We start from the raw sequence: 18283 nt of genomic DNA on the forward strand, positions 1-18283 counted from the left end.
CCGTCCGCCGCTAACTTCATAAGAGCAAGCTCTTAATCCATTCGCTCGACTTGCATGTATTAGGCACGCCGCCAGCGTTCATCCTGAGCCAGGATCAAACTCTCCAATAAAGTTAGTTTGTCTAGCATCTAAAATAAAAATTGACGTTTCACGTTGTTTGTTTCGTTCAGTTTTCAAAGAACTTGTCCATCGCTTCAGAAGCGACCTCATCATATTAACATCTTCATTTTTCGATGTCAACTAAGTTTTAAAATTTCTTTTTTGTCGTTTTCTACGTTTCCGCATCAGCGACGTTTATTAATATACCATCATGATTTTTAAATAACAAGTGTTTTTTATAAAAAAACAAAAAAAATATCTATCCTCCTTTCTTCTATAGTAAAACCTTTTATTCTCTCTACTGAAAATAAGTATTTTGATTTTATACCAATACACTCTAATTAACCAAACTGCCTTTCATAATCCCTCCCACCTTTTCGTTCTCTTCTACATTAAAGTCCACATTTAAAAAGAAAATAGCTTCGCCACTTTCTAATAATGCGCACATGTTGATTTTTTGTCCCTCCACACAAATCATTACTAATTGAAAGAACCGGTTGTTGGCAGATAGCTCCACCCCAACCGAATTCGAGGTGAGAATCTTATCGTCCGACCAACGGCGGGATAGATAACGAAATTTCAACAAAACATCAACTTAAGGTTATTGTTAGAATTTTTTTACATTTAATTAATGAAAAATATCCATTTTTTGTTATATAGTAGAAAGGACGTACTCAACTATAAATAACCCAATGGAGGAATTACTTTATGGATAGGTTAACAAAGTTTTCATTAAAAAACCGCGCCGCTGTTATCATCATGGTTTTTCTCATTTCCATACTCGGTGTTTATTCCGGGTCTAAATTACCTATGGAATTTTTACCTAGCATCGATAATCCCGCAGTCACCGTCACAACCTTATCTCCAGGACTCGACGCTGAAGCAATGACAAAAGAAGTAACCGATCCCCTTGAAAAACAATTTCGCAACTTAGAACACATCGACAACGTCACCTCTTCTACTCACGAAGGATTATCACGCATCGATATCGCGTATACATCCAAAGCAAATATGAAAGATGCCACACGTGAAGTTGAAAAGGCCATTAATACAATTAAATTACCTAAAGATGCAACGAAACCGATAGTTAGCCAATTAAATACTTCTATGATTCCACTCGCTCAAATTGCAATCCAAAAGCAAAACGGATTTTCAAAAGCAGATGAAAAACAAATCGAAAAGGAAATCGTACCACAACTCGAAAGCATTGATGGCGTTGCCAACGTTATGTTTTTTGGAAAATCAACTTCCGAATTATCTATTATACTAGACCCAAACCAATTAAAAGATAAAAACGTAACAACGGAACAAATATTAAAGGTTTTACAAGGAAAAGAAACTTCCACTCCAGCTGGAGCTGTTACCGTTAATAAAGAAGAATATAACCTTCGTGTCATCGGGGATATAAAAAATGTAGATGACATTAAAAACATCACTGTTGCACCTCAAGTTAAATTACAAGATGTTGCTCAAATTGAACTTAAACAACACTATGACACAATCTCACATATAAATGGCGAAGAAGGCACTGGATTAATCATCATGAAAGAGCCAAGTAAAAACGCAGTTGCAACCGGAAAAGAAATCGATAAAAAAATTAAAGATATAAGTAAACAATATAAAGATCAGTTTTCTATTAAACTTTTAGCATCAACTCATGAACAAGTTGAAAATGCTGTTACTAGCATGGGAAAAGAAGTAATCCTTGGAGCAATTGCTGCAACTCTAATTATCTTAATCTTTTTACGCAATTTCCGAACGACACTCATCGCTGTTGTCAGTATTCCATTATCTATTTTATTAACACTCTTTTTACTACACCAATCTAACATCACACTTAACACTCTAACACTTGGTGGTTTAGCCGTTGCAGTTGGACGTCTCGTCGATGATAGCATCGTTGTCATTGAGAATATTTTCCGCCGATTACAAAAGGAATCTTTCTCTAAAGATATTATTCTCGATGCAACGAAAGAGGTCGCCGTCGCAATTACTTCTTCCACCTTAACAACGGTTGCTGTTTTTCTACCTATCGGCCTCGTATCAGGAGTAATCGGAAAATTAATGTTACCTATGGTATTAGCGGTCGTATATTCTATACTGTCGTCCTTAATCGTTGCACTAACAGTTGTTCCACTTATGGCTTTTTTACTACTCAAAAAAACAAAACACAAAAAGCCAAGTTATTCACCACGATATGTGGCTACATTAAAGTGGTCTCTTTCGCATAAATTCATTATTCTACTTACTTCTTTTTTATTATTCGCAGGATCGATTGCTGCCTATGTATTACTACCGAAAGCGAATATAAAATCTGAAGACGACACAATGTTATCTATTAATATGACTTTCCCAGCTGATTACGCTCCTGAAACACAAAAACAAAAAGCCTTTGATTTCGAAAAGAAGCTACTTTCTAATTCAGATGTAACGGATGTTATTTTACGAATGGGATCTAGCGCAGAAGATGCACAATGGGGGCAAACGACGAAAAATAATCTTGCCAGTATATTTGTAGTCTTCAAGAAAGGCTCTGATATTGATCAATATATTAAAGAGTTAAAAAAAGAACATAACGCTTTTGAACCCGCTGAACTTGATTATATAAAAACGAGTTATTCAAGCTCTGGCGGCGGCAATAATTTGCAATTCAACGTAACAGCCACTAACGAAACGAATTTAAAAAAGGCTGCTACTATCGTCGAAACAAAACTAAAAGATATGGATGATCTTTCTAAAGTAAAAACGAATTTAGAAGACTCTAAGAAAGAATGGCAAATCCATGTTGATCAAACAAAGGCCGAACAACTAGGATTAACACCAGAATTAGCAGCTCAACAAGTAGCATTCCTTATGAAGAAATCACCTATTGGTGAAGTTTCAATCAATAACGAAAAAACTACTATTATGATAGAACATAAAAAAGAAAGCATTACGAAACAAGAAGACATTTTAAACACAAACATACTATCACCTATTAATGGACCAATTCCTTTAAAAGACATTGCAACTATTTCAGAAAAGCAACTTCAAACAGAAATCTTCCATAAAGATGGAAAAGAAACCATTCAAATTACCGCAGAAGCTTCAAATGAAGACTTAAGTAAGGTAAGCGCAGAAGTGAGCAAAGCGATAGCCGACTTAGATTTACCTAGCGGAGCCAAAGTAAATATCGCAGGCGCCACTGAATCTATGCAAGAGAACTTCACAGATTTATTCAAGATTATGGGGATTGCAATCGGGATTGTATATTTAATTATGGTTATTACCTTTGGGCAGGCGCGTGCTCCTTTTGCAATCTTGTTCTCCTTGCCATTAGCTGCTGTCGGCGGTATTTTAGGATTAATCATTTCAGGAACACCAGTTGATGTAAATTCCTTGATCGGCGCATTAATGTTAATCGGGATTGTCGTTACAAACGCTATCGTATTAATAGAAAGAGTACAACAAAACCGAGAACACGGTATGGAAACGAGAGAGGCCTTACTTGAAGCAGGTTCCACTAGATTACGCCCAATTATTATGACAGCTATTACAACAATCGTCGCTATGCTACCACTCCTATTTGGTCAATCACAAGCAGGAAGTATGGTATCGAAAAGTTTGGCAGTCGTTGTCATCGGCGGTTTAGCAGTCTCAACTGTCCTTACATTAGTAGTCGTTCCTGTAATGTATGAACTATTAGATAAAATCGGGAGAAAAAGACGCTCTCGTAGAAAAATAAATACTTCTACAGAAACACCTGATATTTAAACGAAAAAGCGTTATCTTCACGAATGAAGATAACGCTTTTTTCTCTACCTACTCATATAATTCATCATTTTTTCTGCATACCGCTCTAGAGGTTCACTAGAATTCACAATAAGATATTCACTATTTAGAGGTCTTTTACTACCATTTAACCACTTTTTAAAAGCTACTTCTGACTCCACCTTTTCAATTTGACTGACCAGACGCTTACGTGTTTGTAGTCTCATATTAATCTCTTCTATATCATTCAGATAACACTCAATATATTTATATTTCACACCATGTTTATTAGACAGCTTAATTCCTTTTTCAACCATCCCTTTATATAGACATGGACTATCCAATATCACACTATGTCCTTGTTCTAAATATGAATCAATCAATGCCCATTCAGCATCATACGCAAGTCCACCAATAATCGTTGATTCAATACCTTTCACTTCTAGTGATCTTAACAATGCTGATTTCAAAACGTCATGATCTACAATTATAGCACCTGTTAACTCCCCTATATACTTAGAAACTGTAGATTTTCCCGATCCTGGAAAACCTGACATTTGCAGAAAAAACAAATTAAACCCACTCCCTCATTTTCATCTTTTTATCCCACTATTTGTGAGCAGTAAAACCCCACTGTTTAAAATTTCACTTTATCTATATAACGAATTACAAATTCAACAATCGCTATACCTTTTCCTTCTATATTAAAACGCAAAAAGAACCCCCTACTTATAAATAGAGAGTTCTTCTTTATAACTTATGCCGCTTTTACCTTCTTCGTCGTTTTACTTTTTCTTTTCGCTCCTGTAAAACGTTTGTGCAATATAGATGCTACTAAGCGTGAAATAACATTGAATAGCAATACCATAATAATTAATACAGCTGCAGACTTTGTCGCAATTAACTTCGCATCCGGAATAATTCCTTCAGAATTTAACTTCCAAATGTGAACCGCTAACGTTTCAGCTGGTCTAAATGGGTTTAAAGGATGAGCAGGACTTGAGAAGTCCGCTGCTGAATTTAAAATTGGAGATGTTAAACCCGCTGTATAAATTAATGCCGCCGCTTCACCAAATATACGACCTGCCGCTAAAATAACACCTGTAATAATTTGTGGTAGTGACGACGGAATAATAATACGAGTGATCGTTTGCCACTTTGTTGCACCTAATCCAAGACTCGCCTCTTTCACATTAGAAGGAACCTCTGAAATCGCATTTTCACAAACACGAGTTAAACCTGGCAAGTTTAAAATTGTTAAAGCAAGGGCACCACCCATTACTGTGTATCCCCATCCTGTCATTGTAACGAACACTAACAAACCGAATAAACCAACAACAATAGAAGGTAAAGATGCCATTGTCTCAATACATAAACGAACAAAGTTTAAAAAACGTCCTTGTTTTGCATACTCTGCTAAATATATTCCAGCGCCTAATCCGAGAGGAATAGATATAATAAGCGTTATAACAAGCATATAGAAAGAATTGAATAACTGCGGACCAATCCCACCACCAGCTCTTGTATTACTTGGTTCTCCAAACAAGAAATTAGGATCCCAAAAACCCCATCCCTTTTGTAAAATCTCAAACACTAAGAACACTAGTAAAGCTACAACTAAAGCCGCAACCGCATAAAAGATACCTGTCCAAACTTTATTTACCGTTCTTGCATTCATTATTATCGCTCACCTCTTTGCCCAATTGCTCGAATTACTAAAATAAACAGGAATGAAATAACAAGTAAAATCATTGCTAAAGTCCATAGCGCATTGTTCCAAGCAGTTCCGTTTAATGTATTTGTCATGTCCATTGTCAAAATACCAGTTAACGTTGCTGTCGGGCTATATATGCCTTCTGGTAATTTAACCGTATTCCCAATTACCATTTGAACCGCTAATGCTTCACCAAAAGCACGCGCTAAACCTAAAACAATACCTGTTAAAATCCCCTTTTTCGCAGCAGGAACAATCACTCGGCTAATCGCTTGCCATTTCGTTGATCCTAAACCATAAGAAGCTTCTAAATAATCAAATGGAACAGAGCGTATTGCATCAGAAGCGATACTAGCAATAGTAGGCAAAATCATTATACTTAATACAACAATACCTGCAATTAAACTAAAGCCCACTCCTCCAAACGAATCACGTAATAGCGGTACTAAAATTGTAACCCCTAATAATCCGTATACAACCGAAGGAATACCAACTAATAATTCTAAAACAGGCTTCAATACTTTATTTCCAAACTTCGGCGAAATTAAATTCATGAATATAGCAAGAGCTATAGCAATTGGCGCACTAATAATAACCGCACCTAACGAAACCACCGTTGAACCTACAATAAAAATTACAGCCCCGAAAGTTCCCTCATCAGCATTTGGACTCCATTTTGTCGATGTTAACATTTCAGTAAACGAGATACCACTTTGCGTAAATGATTGAATTCCTTTACCGCAAATAAATGCAATAATAGCTAATGTAACTAAAACAATAAAAATACCACAAAACGTAACAAGTGATCTTCCTATATATTCACTTTTCACGTAATTAATTTGTTTTTTCCCCTTCATCACAGGACAGACCCCACTTCATAAATTGAAATGAACAGGACTGGCCTTGCAGCCAGCCCCATAAATTTTATTACTTATTTAATTTAGACATTGGAATATAACCCATATCTTCTACTTGCTTTTCAAAATCTTTACCTTTTACATAGTCAATGTAAGCTTTTGTTGCTTCTTTTGCCTCACCTTTCGTTACCATGTACTCGTAAGACCAGAATGGATATTTACCAGACGCAATGTTTTCAACTTTTGGTTCAGCACCATCAATTTTCACTGTTTGTAGCGCACCTTTTTTCTCGCCAACCATGTAAGACATTGCTAAATAACTTACTGAACCTGGAGTAGAGTTAATCGCTTGTTCTACTGCACCGTTAGAATCTTGTGTAGTACCAGTTCCATCATTAATTTTCGCGTCTTTCATAATTGTTTTTTCAAATGTAGCACGTGTACCAGAAGAAGCTGGACGGTTAATTACGTTAATTTTTTCATCTTTCCCGCCTACCTCTTTCCAGTTTGTTACTTTTCCAGTGAAGATATCTTGTACTTGTTGTACTGTTAAATTATCAACTTTTACATCTTTATTTACGACAAGTGCGAATGCAATACCCGCTACCTTGTTATCTACTAATTCTTTCGCCTTATCAGCATCTTTTATTTTATCTGCAGATGGAACATCTGAGTTACCAATTTGGACCGCACCAGAAGCTACTTGGTTAATTCCAGTTCCACTACCGCCACCTTGCACTTGAATAGAAACGTTTGAATTTTTCTCCATAAATTTCTTTCCAGCTTCCTCTGCAAGAGGTTGAAGTGCTGTAGAGCCTGCAGCTGCTATCGTACCTGACAATTCTTGTTTTGCATTATCGCTTCCTTTAGCCTCTTTACCTGATGTCTCTTCTGCTTTTCCACATCCCACTAATGAACCCGCTACCACTAAAGCTGCTAAAGAAAATTTAATACCCTTTTTCATGACCATGTCTTGTACCCCCATTTGGATTATCACTTTTCACATTTATCTACTTCTTTCGAACACAAATTCATTGTAGGACAATAATATTATGTGAGTGTTAAGCAATTTTTAATTTTAAGTAAATGACGATAATACCCCTTAAAAACTAGAAATCCCAACATTTATAGTTGAAGAACCCAACAAAATCCACACTAATTAAGCTGTAATGTAAATTTACTCTTAACAATGTAAATTAAATGTAAATGTTTTTCGCTCTTTTTCCCTTTTAGTTAAAGTTACATTTACAATTCCGTTATATTTTGTTACTTTTACGCGCCTAATTTATGTACATTACACAGAATTTCAGTAATATTTTTTAGTACAACTAAATAAATTGGAACAATTCTAAAAATAAATGAATATTTTTAAAGTACCAATTGACAGCATCATCCAATGTAGTCTACTATATTACTAACAAAAAGTTTACCTAAGGAAACTTTTTAAACTCAAACTAACAATATAGAGATGAGGTAACTTTTATGGTATCGGCTAATAAAAAACCACTTTCCGAATTTAAGACTGGAGAGTTTGTACAAATTGAGAAGATACAATTAGAAGGAACTATGAAACGACGTTTATTAGATTTAGGATTTATCCCCGGCGCAACAATTAAAGTATTACAACGCAGCCCACTTGGAGATCCGGTCGCTTATCAAGTAAGCAACACAACTATCGCACTACGCAAGGAAGAAAGTTCCCTTATTTTCGGGGTATTAATAGGAGATGATTTCAGATGAGCAAATATCGCATTGCTTTAGCTGGCAACCCAAATACCGGGAAAAGTACATTATTTAATACTTTAACAGGTTTAAAACAACATACTGGAAACTGGACGGGAAAAACTGTTTTAAAAGCTGAAGGAGAATATGAACATAACGGTAGTAAATATACATTAATAGATTTACCTGGGACTTACTCACTATATTCAAATTCTGCGGATGAAGAAGTAGCAAGGGATTATATTATATTTGAAAAACCAGAAGTAACTGTAGTTGTTGTAGATGCAACAGCAATGGAAAGAAATTTAAATTTAGCACTTCAAGTGATGGAAATGACGAGTAACGTAGTCATTTGTATTAACTTAATTGATGAAGCTGAGAAAAAAGGCATCGTTATCGATGAAAAAAAATTAGCAAAATCACTTGGTGTACCTGTAGTTAAGATTTCCGCTCGTAACCGAGTAGGCATCGGTCATTTACTAAATGTCATTGCTAAAGTAGCAAATAAAAAGCTAATTCCAGCACCAATTAAAGTTACTTATAGTGAAAAAATCGAAAATATGATTCGAGAATTAGAACCACAAATTTATAAAGTATTCGGTGATACGTATCCAGCACGTTGGATTGCATTACGTATATTAGATGGAGATAAAAATTTCTTAACTGCACTTGAAAAACATCATAACGAACCACTTGTAAGGGAGGTCGTAATCAATGGAATCTCACTCAGCCAGTAAAGCTCTTCCATTAGACTATATTATTCAACACGCTCAAACACTTTCAAAAGAAGATATACGAGATGATATTGTCGGAGATATTTATCGAACATCTGCAAGCATCTGTAAAGAATCTGTTCAATATACAAATACGGATAAATTATATCGTTCTGAAAAACTAGATAAAATTTTCACATCTCCAATATGGGGATTCCCAATTATGCTCGGTATTTTATCTATCATTTTTTATCTTACAATCGCTGGTGCTAACGTACCATCTGATATGATTGCTGAGTTTTTCGGATGGGCCGAAGGATATTTAACTTCTTGGTTCCAAGCAGCACACGCACCTGAATGGTTACATGGCATTTTAATACTTGGTTTATTCCGTGGTATCGGCGCTGTTATTAGCGTTATGTTACCACCTATGGCCATCTTTTTCCCTATGTTCGCACTATTAGAAAACTATGGATACTTACCACGCGTTGCGTTTAATATGGACCGCTTATTCAAACGCTCTGGTGCACACGGTAAACAATCTTTAACAATGGCAATGGGCTTTGGTTGTAACGCTGCAGCTATTATGTCAACACGTATTATTGAATCACCACGTGAACGTATGCTTGCAATCTTAACAAATAACTTCGTACCTTGTAACGGTCGCTGGCCTATGTTAATTTTAATGGCCTCATTATTTATGGCTGCTGGTTATACAGGTAGTATGCAAACACTTGTTACTGCCGGCGTTGTAGTTGGAATGGTTGTAATTGGTATCGTTATGACATTAACTGTTTCTTGGGTACTATCCAAAACAGCTTTAAAAGGCGTTCCAACCCACTACACACTTGAGTTACCGCCGTACCGTAAGCCAAAGGTTTGGAATACAATTGTGCGCGCAACACTCGATAAATCAGTTTATGTTTTAAAACGAGCTGTTGTTGTAGCTGCCCCTGCGGCTGCATTAACTTGGTTACTAGCTAATATTTTCATCGGTGACACAAGCTTACTTATGTATTTTGTAAATTTTCTAGATCCATTTGCTAAAATGTTAGGACTTGACGGCTTTATTCTAGCTGCTTTCATTCTTGGACTACCAGCGAATGAAATTGTTATCCCGATTTTATTAATGTCTTACTTATCAACCGGAGCTTTAACTGAAATAGATGATTTTAATCAAATTAAAAATTTATTCTTAGAAAATGGTTGGACTTGGTTAACAGCGTTAAACACAATGTTGTTCTCACTTCTTCATTTCCCATGTGGAACGACACTGGTTAACATATATAAAGAAACAAAAAGTGCAAAATGGACATTCTTATCGTTTGCAATCCCTACCGTTATCGCAATTGTTGTGACATTCCTCTCTACACAATTGGTACATTGGTTAGGGCTTGTATAAAAACAAAGCATACATAGAAGGTATCCCCCTTCACATATGCTTTGCACGAAAGAAACCTGAAATCATTCAGGTTTCTTTTTTTGTATATCAGTATTCCAAGGCTGTGCTCCATACGTTGTAATTTTTTTATGAATGTAGTATATAGCTCCTGGAAGAACTGCCATTAATATTGTGCAACTAATCCCCAATCCAGTAAACACCTTCCATCACCTTACTTTACTCTTTTTGGTAAAGCTGAACCCGTATGTTCAATTGTTGGATGAACATGAACAGTAACCTCAGCATCACTAAAGTAATTTTCACCTTGATCCCAATTCTTACTTATTTTTTTCCACTCTTTATAATTATGCCGCTTATACACTTCCCCTAATTCTAATACATCTACCTTATATTTTTTTTGAACAAGCTGAACGGATTTTCGGATGCGCGTCTCCATTTCCTTCGAAATATCCTTCTCTAAACGTTTTTCATTCAAGACCTTTTTATGATCACTAAAGTGTAACTCAGCTATTGTACCTTCCAAAAATAAGTGAATATTAAACTTTGGTTTTGTAACATTTGTTGTAGATACTTTAATTTTCCGACGCAACTTATGAATTTCATATGTAATAAGTTGATTCTTTTTGCGGATAGTAAAAAAACCTCCAATTTTTTTACCTACTATATAATTCATTCCTAATGTTTCTTCCCCATTCAAACTACCTACACACTTATTATCCTTCCCACGAAACAACGCTGCCCCGTTCATTTGTACACCTTGCTTTGTTAATTCAAGAATAGGTAATACGAAGCTTCGGCTCGCAATCATCTTTTCCTGAACCTCACCAATTCTTGCAGCCTCAATCATTTGGGCATTTTTCGGAGGATGTTCAGCTAACATATCAATATACTGTGCCGGTAAATTTTCAGGTTTTGCACTCTGTTTTAAAATAGATTCGGCATTCTTCTTCGAAACAAACAAACGAATATTTCTCCTCATTTCATGATCGCGAATATATACATCTAACGTATTTTGCAAAACATACGGATTCGCCAGTAATTCTTCCGAAAAAATAATGACTTGTATATGCGGAAAAAATAATGTTCGACTAATTTTTTTAGCAATAATTCGGATTTGCTCAAAGACACTATCTGCTTTCGCACTCACATTAATATAATTTTCACTATCTCCACCACCTTGTCCCCCTTGTTGCGCTAGCTTACTGGGAAGCACCATCTGATACGTCCCTTTCATAATCGGATTCGATTTCTTTTTTTTCACGATATCATAGGCTGCACCTACTACAAATCCTCTTTCTTCTATTTCTTCTAGCTCAGAACACCCACTGATAGATCCAACTAAAACCATAAGCATTATAATTTTAAGAAGGTGTTTCATTTCTACCATTCCTTCTTCTTATTTTATATACAATAAAAACTAACAAAGGTGCTAACACGACAAACCCCATATCTATCCAAGCTAAATAAGTTCCATAATTTGATAAAGCATTTAAACTACTAGGCATCATATTCACCATAAAAATAATCGGGGCACTTACAAAAATGAAAATATGTTTCTTCACTTTGGGAAACATAGCGCAAAATAATAATGATGCGACATCATAATACATGGCCGTAGTGTTATAAATAGTAATAATCCAAGTTGTAAAAAAAATTGCATCAAATCTTTCTAAAAACCCTCCACCAATTTCAATTTCTTTCCCTAATTCAATTGTTGGGTACGTCAATCCACGAGTTGTCATATACGTAAAAACACTAATACAAGTTACATAAATTAAAATGTACGACAACACATTTACCATTACCGCTTTCGCAACTGCCATTGGTGCTTTTTTTGCCGCCTTATCATTCAGCAACACAGCATAAAACAGAGCTACTTCAAATCCAATAAACGTAAAAATAGAATTTTTAACTCCAACAGCATATTGACTCACTTCCGTTTGAAAGGCTGGTAGTAAATTATTTATTTCCATTAAATTTATATTCAATAAAGAAAGAAGCACTATCGCAATTAAAACAATAGGTAAAAATAGAACATTTAACCTTAATAAAGCTGCTCTAGATCCTGCTATTCCATAAATAACAACTAATAAGAAGAAGAAAGACAGTAGTTGTATTGGTGTATCACTAAACAAATACGTTTGGGAAATAATTGAAATCATTCGCGATTCATATGCTGTCAACGCAGCAAACGTTAATACTAAAACGCTGCTAATCGTGTATGCAACAGGCTTTGTCAAATGCGCACTCGTATATTGAACAAAGTTTTGTTTCGGGAATAAAATAGCTACCCTCGTTACAAACCAACCTAAAACTGCACACACCAATCCACCCAAAAGCAAAATAATCCAACCGTCCGAAAATAAAGTTTGGTTAGCGATATCTCTTGGCATAGACAATGCTCCTATACCAATAATGGTCGAAGATACCGCAAACCCAATTTCCCGAGATCCAATCTCTTCATCGCCATACTCAAATGGTTTCAATTATTCTCGCTCCTTTGGACGTATTGTAGAATCCTTCGTTTGTAAATATTCCGGTCTCTCTTTCAACATTGATTTCGGCAAACGAATAAGCTCTTCTTTCCAATCTTTATAGAATGCAGGAGCAATTGGAGTTGTATACGGCACACCAACACTTGTTAAATTTGTAATATGAACAGCAAGCGCAATAAGAGCTAGAATGATTCCATACAACCCAAAAGCCGTTGCTGCTAATACAAAGACGAAAAGTAAAATTCGAAACGTAATTGTGATGCTATACACCGGAAGTGAAAATGTAGCAATAGCTGTAACCGCAATAATGATAACTAAAAATGGATTTACAATTCCTGCATTCACCGCTGCCTCTCCAATTACAAGACCACCTACAATCCCAATTGTTTGTCCCATCGGTTTCGGCAACCTAATTCCTGCTTCTCGTATTAACTCCATCGTTAATGCCATCATTAACGTTTCAATATAGGCAGGAAAAGGAACACCTTCTCTTGCTCCAGCAATCGAATAAGCCAATTTAGAAGGAATAAGTCCTTGGTGATACGAGACGAGCGCTACATACATCGCTGGCATTAAAATTGCAACTATACCAGAACCCATCCGCAAAATTCTTAATAAAGTCCCTATTACCCAACGCTCATAATGATCTTCCACAGATTGAAAAATATCAACAAACACTAGCGGAGCTATAAGGGCAAAGGGAGATCCATCCACCAAAATAGCTGCCTTTCCTTTCGTTAATGAGGCCACAATATTATCAGGCCTTTCCGTATTCAAAAACTGCGGAAACGGCGACAAATTATTATCTTGAATTAATTGCTCAATTGTACCCGTCTCAAAAACGACATCTGTCACTATGGATTGAAGACGCCGATCTAGCTCTTTTACAATGTAAGGATTAATAATGTCTTCTATATATACTAAAGTCACTTCTTTTTGGGATCTCTTTCCCATAATATAAGATTGAAATCTCAGCTTTGGGTCACGTAAACTACGGCGAATTAATACTTTATTCACGTTAATATCTTCATTTAATCCAATTCTCGGTCCACGTATTAAATCTTCTGTTACTGGCGGTTCTAAACTTCTTTTTTCCCAAGCCCTACTATTAATTACGATAGCGGTTTGAATATTATCAATTAATATAACTGTATCTCCCGCTAAAATCGCATTTATAATATCCGGCAACGTTGTCTTCTTACCAACTTCTGCAATAGAAATAAAGCGATCCAATAATGTTTGAACAACAGCTTCGTCTTTTTGTATTTCTTCATATTGAAGTGTACGAACTACATATTTATAAACATTATCCTTATCTGTTAACCCACATAAAAAGACAACAGCACAGCGTGTAAAACTACCGGCAAGGGCAACTTCCCTAATTGTTAAATCATTCGGCGAACCTAACTCATCTCTAATTTCTTTCATAACTTCAAATAAGTTACCTTTTAGCTCTAACAAGTCCCCCACCTAACTTCCTTTTCAACAAGTTTTTAGTTAGATTCCGCTAATAGAAGAAAATATATACAAAAAAAGAGCTATCTCTTTTCAAAGATAGCTCTAGCATACGAATTACTTTTCTACTATTATATTGTCTGCTTTTATAGACACATTTTTCGTGAATCCGCTAACGATAAACATCACAATCATATTCATTAACAGCGCGACTATACCTACATTTAAATCTTTTATATATTGAGGGAAACCCGGAAACATCGTAGCTATAGTTGAACCAGATAAAGTAATATACGCAACCACTAATAACCCAATCCCCATCCCGGCAATTGCTCCTTGCTTCGTAATAGTCTGACGTGGAAACAAACTACATACAAGTGCCGGGAAAAGTTGTGTCACTATACTATATCCCATTAAAAGAAGTGCTCCTATCGTTTCTCCACCTTTAAAAGTAAACAAAACAGCTACAAGCGTTACTACAGGAACAAATAATTTCGCTACTTTTGCCACTTGTCGATCCGAGGCAGATGGGACCATTGTTCGGTAAATATTTTTCGCTAATAATGTAGAAGCGGCCATGACAAGCATAGAACCTGGAACTAATGCCGTTAAAACTCCAGCACTACCAATAATCCCAATAAACCAAGGATCAAAAGTTTGAAGAGCCAGACGGAATAACGAAAGGTCTACATCCCCTCCCTTTAATCCAGGAACTTGCAAAATAGCTGCGAATCCTGCAAAGAACACGAAAAGTAAAACTAAAGAGTACAGTGGCATAATGGCCGCATTTTTACGAAATACTTTTTCATTTTTTGCAGAGAAAGCAGAGGCAAATGTATGGGGCCACATATAGAAACCGAGAGCTGTTAATACAATAGTAGAAACAAACCAAGAAATGCTCATTCCTTCATCAGGTAAAGATAAAAATCCTGGTTTTGCTGCTTCTACAGCTTCAAACATCGGCTGAAATCCTCCGTAATAATGGTACGGTAAATATATACCTAAAAACATAACGATAAACAGGATCATAATATCCTTCAAAGCGGCCGTCCAAGCAGAGCCGTGTATACCTGAAACCATTACATATATTGTTATAACAATTGCGCCAATCCACACTGCGATAACTGGTGATACCCTTCCGTAAGACGCTTCCGAAACGATAATTCCTAATCCTTTTAACTGTAAAACAAGGTATGGGATAATCGAAATAACCCCAATGATAGAAACGATAAGGCCAAGTGCCTGACTCTTATATTTCTTCACAAAAAAATCTGGCTGTGAAACTAGATTATGCTCTTTTGCATACTTCCAAACTGGTGGTAATAAAAAATAAGATAAAATATAAGCTAACGCACCATAACCTAAAATATAAAAAGTAGGTGCTCCTTTACTATACGCCCATCCACTTCCACCTAAAAATGTGAATGTCGTATAAATTTCACCTGCCATAAGAAGAAAAACAAAAATAGTACCAAAGCCTCTTCCTCCAACTGACCATTGCTCTAAATTCATATCTTTTCCATGTTGCGCCCGAATTCCCAAAAATAGTGCGAGAAACAAAAATAAAATAATGATAAGTAATGCGGTCATTTTACATCCCCCTTATTAGCAGGATCAAATACGTACACAATCCCCATACAAAGAGATGTAATAAGCACTGATAATAATATCCAAAATAATAAAAATGGCATCCCTAATATGTAAGGAGTAACTGAATTAGCAAATACGGGGCCAACAACTAAACAAAAAACTGGAATAAGCGCTAATACGTGTATTTTCTTCATCTCATTCTCCTTTACTTATGAAATTCATAATCGATGATACAAAGACTTGCACGCCAATTGGTAATGCATCTTCATCAATCGTAAAACGAGGATGATGGTGAGGATATATAATTCCTTTCTCTTTGTTTCCTGCTCCGATAAAAAAGAATGTCCCTGGTGCTTTTTGTAAAAACGCTGAAAAATCTTCTCCAGCCATCGTCGGCTGTAAACGAGTAACTCGTTCTCTTCCATAAAGCTGTAATGCTGTTTGCTCAATAATCTCTGTAACTTTATAATCATTTACGACGGGACGATATCCATATTCATAAGAAAACGTATATTTCGCTCCGTAAGCTTCCGTCACATGCTTTACAATCTGTTCAATTCTTTTCTCTGTTTCCTCTCGCAACTCATGTCTTAAACTCCGCACTGTCCCTTCAATCTCCGCTTGTTCTGGAATCACATTATGAGTTGTCCCAGCGTGAAATTGCGTAACAGATACTACAAGAGAATCTAACGGATTCGTGAGGCGAGAGACAATTTGCTGAAGTTGCGAAACCACTTGTGTACCAATTGCAATACTATCAACTGTTTCATGAGGGATTCCAGCATGTCCACCTTTTCCTTCTATTATAATTTTAAAAACATCTGGAGCAGCCATTGCGGGACCATAAATTACACCTACTTTTCCAACCTCTAACGATGCCCAAAGGTGAGCACCAATAATATAATCGACCCCTTCCATTACACCCGCTGCAACCATTTCCTCTGCACCACCAGGAAAGTTTTCTTCAGCATGTTGGAATAGAAAACGAATCTCCCCTTTAATTTTCTCTCTTGCTTCTACTAACTTATGTACAACTCCAAGTAATATCGCTATATGTCCATCATGGCCACATGCATGCATTACACCCGGATATGTAGAAATAAAGTCAAACTCATTTTCTTCATGAATAGGAAGAGCATCCATGTCAGCACGAACCGCAATAGTTTTACCAGGCTGCTTACCAATTAATCTTGCCATTACACTATATTTAGTAGGTCTTGATACTTCTAAACATGGAATTTCTCGAAGTATATCGAACACAAACTGCGATGTTTTCTCTTCTTGAAAAGATAACTCTGGATACTTATGAAAATGTCTTCTCCACTCAATCAATTGATTTTTCGATACAACTAGTTTCTTCGCTACATCCATTTCTCTTCTCCCCTTCTTCACCAAGTTAAATGTTATTATAACGTGAATTGTTAACTTTTAAAAGAATCTTCTGAATTTTCTATTATAATTATTTAAAAATAAAAAGCCATCGAAATGATGACTTTTTCATTATTATAAAATAGTAATCGCTTGTTTCCCCATTTGCTCCCACGCTTTCTCAAACTCTGCTCGTGGAACAGCAAAACGCGGATTATTTTTTAGAGGATCATTTACATATACAAAGTTTTGATCGTATCCAACTACTACTACACTATGCTCAAAATATGTAATTTTCACTTCACCAGAGCTTGTATTCCATGTTTCAAAACTGCTTTCAGCTAGCGGCTTAAACGTCGTATTAATAATAACCCATACTGGAGAACCAGAACTAATTACCTTATATAGATCTTTCACATCTCTATCTGTTAAATTAATTACTTTTTCAGAAACATATTTTTCTGCTAAATTAAAGATTGGTTTATTGTATACACCATATCCTGGTTCCGCTTTCGTATAAATATTTCCAACAAATCCCTCATACGGATTTCCACGCAAACCATTTTGTTCAAATGGAACTCGATGAATTTCACTAGCAAGTTGCATCTTATCTACTTGCACACCTTTATATTGTAGCAACATAGCTAAGCTTGTCACCTCACATCCACGAGGTAATTCTGGTAACTGCTTTATAAACGGAACATTTTCAATCATAGCCGCTTCTTTCATTTCAGATAGAAAATCTAAGCGTAGCACTTGTGCCTTTTGTATAATCTTATCTTTCCCTATAAAAAACGCTGCAGCAAATATAATTCCAAAAACAAAAAGATATTTTAACTTTTTCATTTTAAACAAAACTCCATCAATTATTATTTTACAGACATACCTCTTACCATTGTACCTTTCTTCTTGCTAGTTTGCTAGAAAGATTCTGTGAATTATTGTTCATAACTACATCGTTATAAAATTCTAATTATTTTTAATAAAAAGAAAAAACAATATACTTTTTAGCAACATTTTGCTAAAATCAAAATTATTAACATGGTGAAGATATCACCTTGTTAATAAACACATTCTTAGAGTATTTAGTCATAGTTCGTTTTTTTACATACTCCATT

Annotated in this window: 16 protein-coding genes and 1 rRNA gene; 4 read left to right on the forward strand and 13 right to left on the reverse strand. The window is 35.7% G+C overall.

Translation table 11 applies throughout. The features are described from left to right. Window positions 1–110: ribosomal RNA gene (locus PQF83_RS20945) — 16S ribosomal RNA — on the reverse strand; the annotation flags it as partial. Between the two features lie 697 nt (window positions 111–807). Between PQF83_RS20945 and PQF83_RS20950 the strand changes: the two genes are divergently transcribed. Continuing rightward, a complete protein-coding gene (locus tag PQF83_RS20950) occupies window positions 808–3852 on the forward strand; it encodes an efflux RND transporter permease subunit (protein WP_000375593.1) in 3045 nt (1014 codons plus the stop codon). Between the two features lie 44 nt (window positions 3853–3896). On the opposite strand, the gene PQF83_RS20955 is transcribed toward PQF83_RS20950, so the two are convergent. The 4 genes from PQF83_RS20955 to PQF83_RS20970 form a co-directional block, all read right to left on the reverse strand. Then, entirely contained in the window at window positions 3897–4421 is a 525-nt protein-coding gene (locus tag PQF83_RS20955) for an AAA family ATPase (protein WP_000465769.1), read from the reverse strand. Window positions 4422–4606: 185 nt separating this feature from the next. Continuing rightward, complete coding sequence (gene pstA, locus PQF83_RS20960) at window positions 4607–5527, reverse strand: phosphate ABC transporter permease PstA (protein WP_000994142.1); 921 nt, start codon at window positions 5525–5527, stop codon at window positions 4607–4609. Window positions 5528–5529: 2 nt separating this feature from the next. Continuing rightward, entirely contained in the window at window positions 5530–6420 is an 891-nt protein-coding gene (gene pstC / locus PQF83_RS20965) for a phosphate ABC transporter permease subunit PstC (protein WP_000676680.1), read from the reverse strand. Window positions 6421–6490: 70 nt separating this feature from the next. Further along, a complete protein-coding gene (locus tag PQF83_RS20970; RefSeq protein WP_000245122.1) occupies window positions 6491–7390 on the reverse strand; it encodes a phosphate ABC transporter substrate-binding protein PstS in 900 nt (299 codons plus the stop codon). A 512-nt stretch (window positions 7391–7902) separates the two neighbouring features. Here PQF83_RS20970 and PQF83_RS20975 point away from each other — a divergent pair. Genes PQF83_RS20975 through PQF83_RS20985 form a run of 3 tightly spaced genes read left to right on the forward strand, consistent with a single transcriptional unit; the run spans window position 7903 to window position 10257 of the window. Beyond that, the gene (locus PQF83_RS20975) at window positions 7903–8160 is read left to right on the forward strand and encodes a FeoA family protein (protein ID WP_000252986.1); all 258 of its coding nucleotides are present in this window, start codon (window positions 7903–7905) and stop codon (window positions 8158–8160) included. After that, window positions 8157–8879: a FeoB small GTPase domain-containing protein gene (locus PQF83_RS20980; protein WP_000049870.1), complete on the forward strand. Its 723-nt coding sequence runs from the start codon at window positions 8157–8159 to the stop codon at window positions 8877–8879. The genes PQF83_RS20975 and PQF83_RS20980 overlap by 4 nt, the downstream gene beginning before the upstream one ends. After that, entirely contained in the window at window positions 8857–10257 is a 1401-nt protein-coding gene (locus tag PQF83_RS20985; protein WP_000443601.1) for a nucleoside recognition domain-containing protein, read from the forward strand. The genes PQF83_RS20980 and PQF83_RS20985 overlap by 23 nt, the downstream gene beginning before the upstream one ends. 62 nt (window positions 10258–10319) lie before the next feature. Here PQF83_RS20985 and PQF83_RS20990 read toward each other — a convergent pair whose 3' ends face one another. The 8 genes from PQF83_RS20990 to PQF83_RS21025 all read right to left on the reverse strand — a co-directional run bounded on the left by PQF83_RS20990 (window position 10320) and on the right by PQF83_RS21025 (window position 18011). Then, a complete protein-coding gene (locus PQF83_RS20990; protein ID WP_000493994.1) occupies window positions 10320–10457 on the reverse strand; it encodes a hypothetical protein in 138 nt (45 codons plus the stop codon). Window positions 10458–10468: 11 nt separating this feature from the next. Next, window positions 10469–11635 (reverse strand): Ger(x)C family spore germination protein, encoded by a 1167-nt coding sequence (locus tag PQF83_RS20995; RefSeq protein ID WP_000681624.1) that lies wholly within the window; start codon window positions 11633–11635, stop codon window positions 10469–10471. Continuing rightward, entirely contained in the window at window positions 11619–12743 is a 1125-nt protein-coding gene (gene gerLB, locus PQF83_RS21000; protein ID WP_000802025.1) for a spore germination protein GerLB, read from the reverse strand. The genes PQF83_RS20995 and gerLB overlap by 17 nt, the downstream gene beginning before the upstream one ends. Further along, window positions 12744–14222, reverse strand: a complete 1479-nt coding sequence (gerLA, locus tag PQF83_RS21005) for a spore germination protein GerLA (protein WP_001996708.1) — start codon at window positions 14220–14222, stop codon at window positions 12744–12746. It abuts the gene before it with no gap. Between the two features lie 102 nt (window positions 14223–14324). Next, complete coding sequence (locus PQF83_RS21010) at window positions 14325–15797, reverse strand: sodium:solute symporter family protein (protein WP_000125919.1); 1473 nt, start codon at window positions 15795–15797, stop codon at window positions 14325–14327. Beyond that, entirely contained in the window at window positions 15794–15991 is a 198-nt protein-coding gene (locus PQF83_RS21015) for a DUF3311 domain-containing protein (protein WP_000719858.1), read from the reverse strand. Before PQF83_RS21015 ends, PQF83_RS21010 begins: the two co-directional genes overlap by 4 nt. A gap of 1 nt (window position 15992) precedes the next feature. Then, complete coding sequence (locus tag PQF83_RS21020) at window positions 15993–17168, reverse strand: amidohydrolase (RefSeq protein WP_000382143.1); 1176 nt, start codon at window positions 17166–17168, stop codon at window positions 15993–15995. Between the two features lie 132 nt (window positions 17169–17300). Beyond that, window positions 17301–18011 carry a C39 family peptidase gene (locus PQF83_RS21025; RefSeq protein WP_000734470.1) on the reverse strand — a complete coding sequence of 237 codons (711 nt, stop codon included), beginning with the start codon at window positions 18009–18011 and terminating at the stop codon, window positions 17301–17303. Between the last annotated feature and the right edge of the window lie 272 nt (window positions 18012–18283).

Origin of the sequence: Bacillus sp. FF-1 (assembly GCF_028548245.1) — a bacterium.
GTDB lineage: Bacteria > Bacillota > Bacilli > Bacillales > Bacillaceae_G > Bacillus_A > Bacillus_A paranthracis.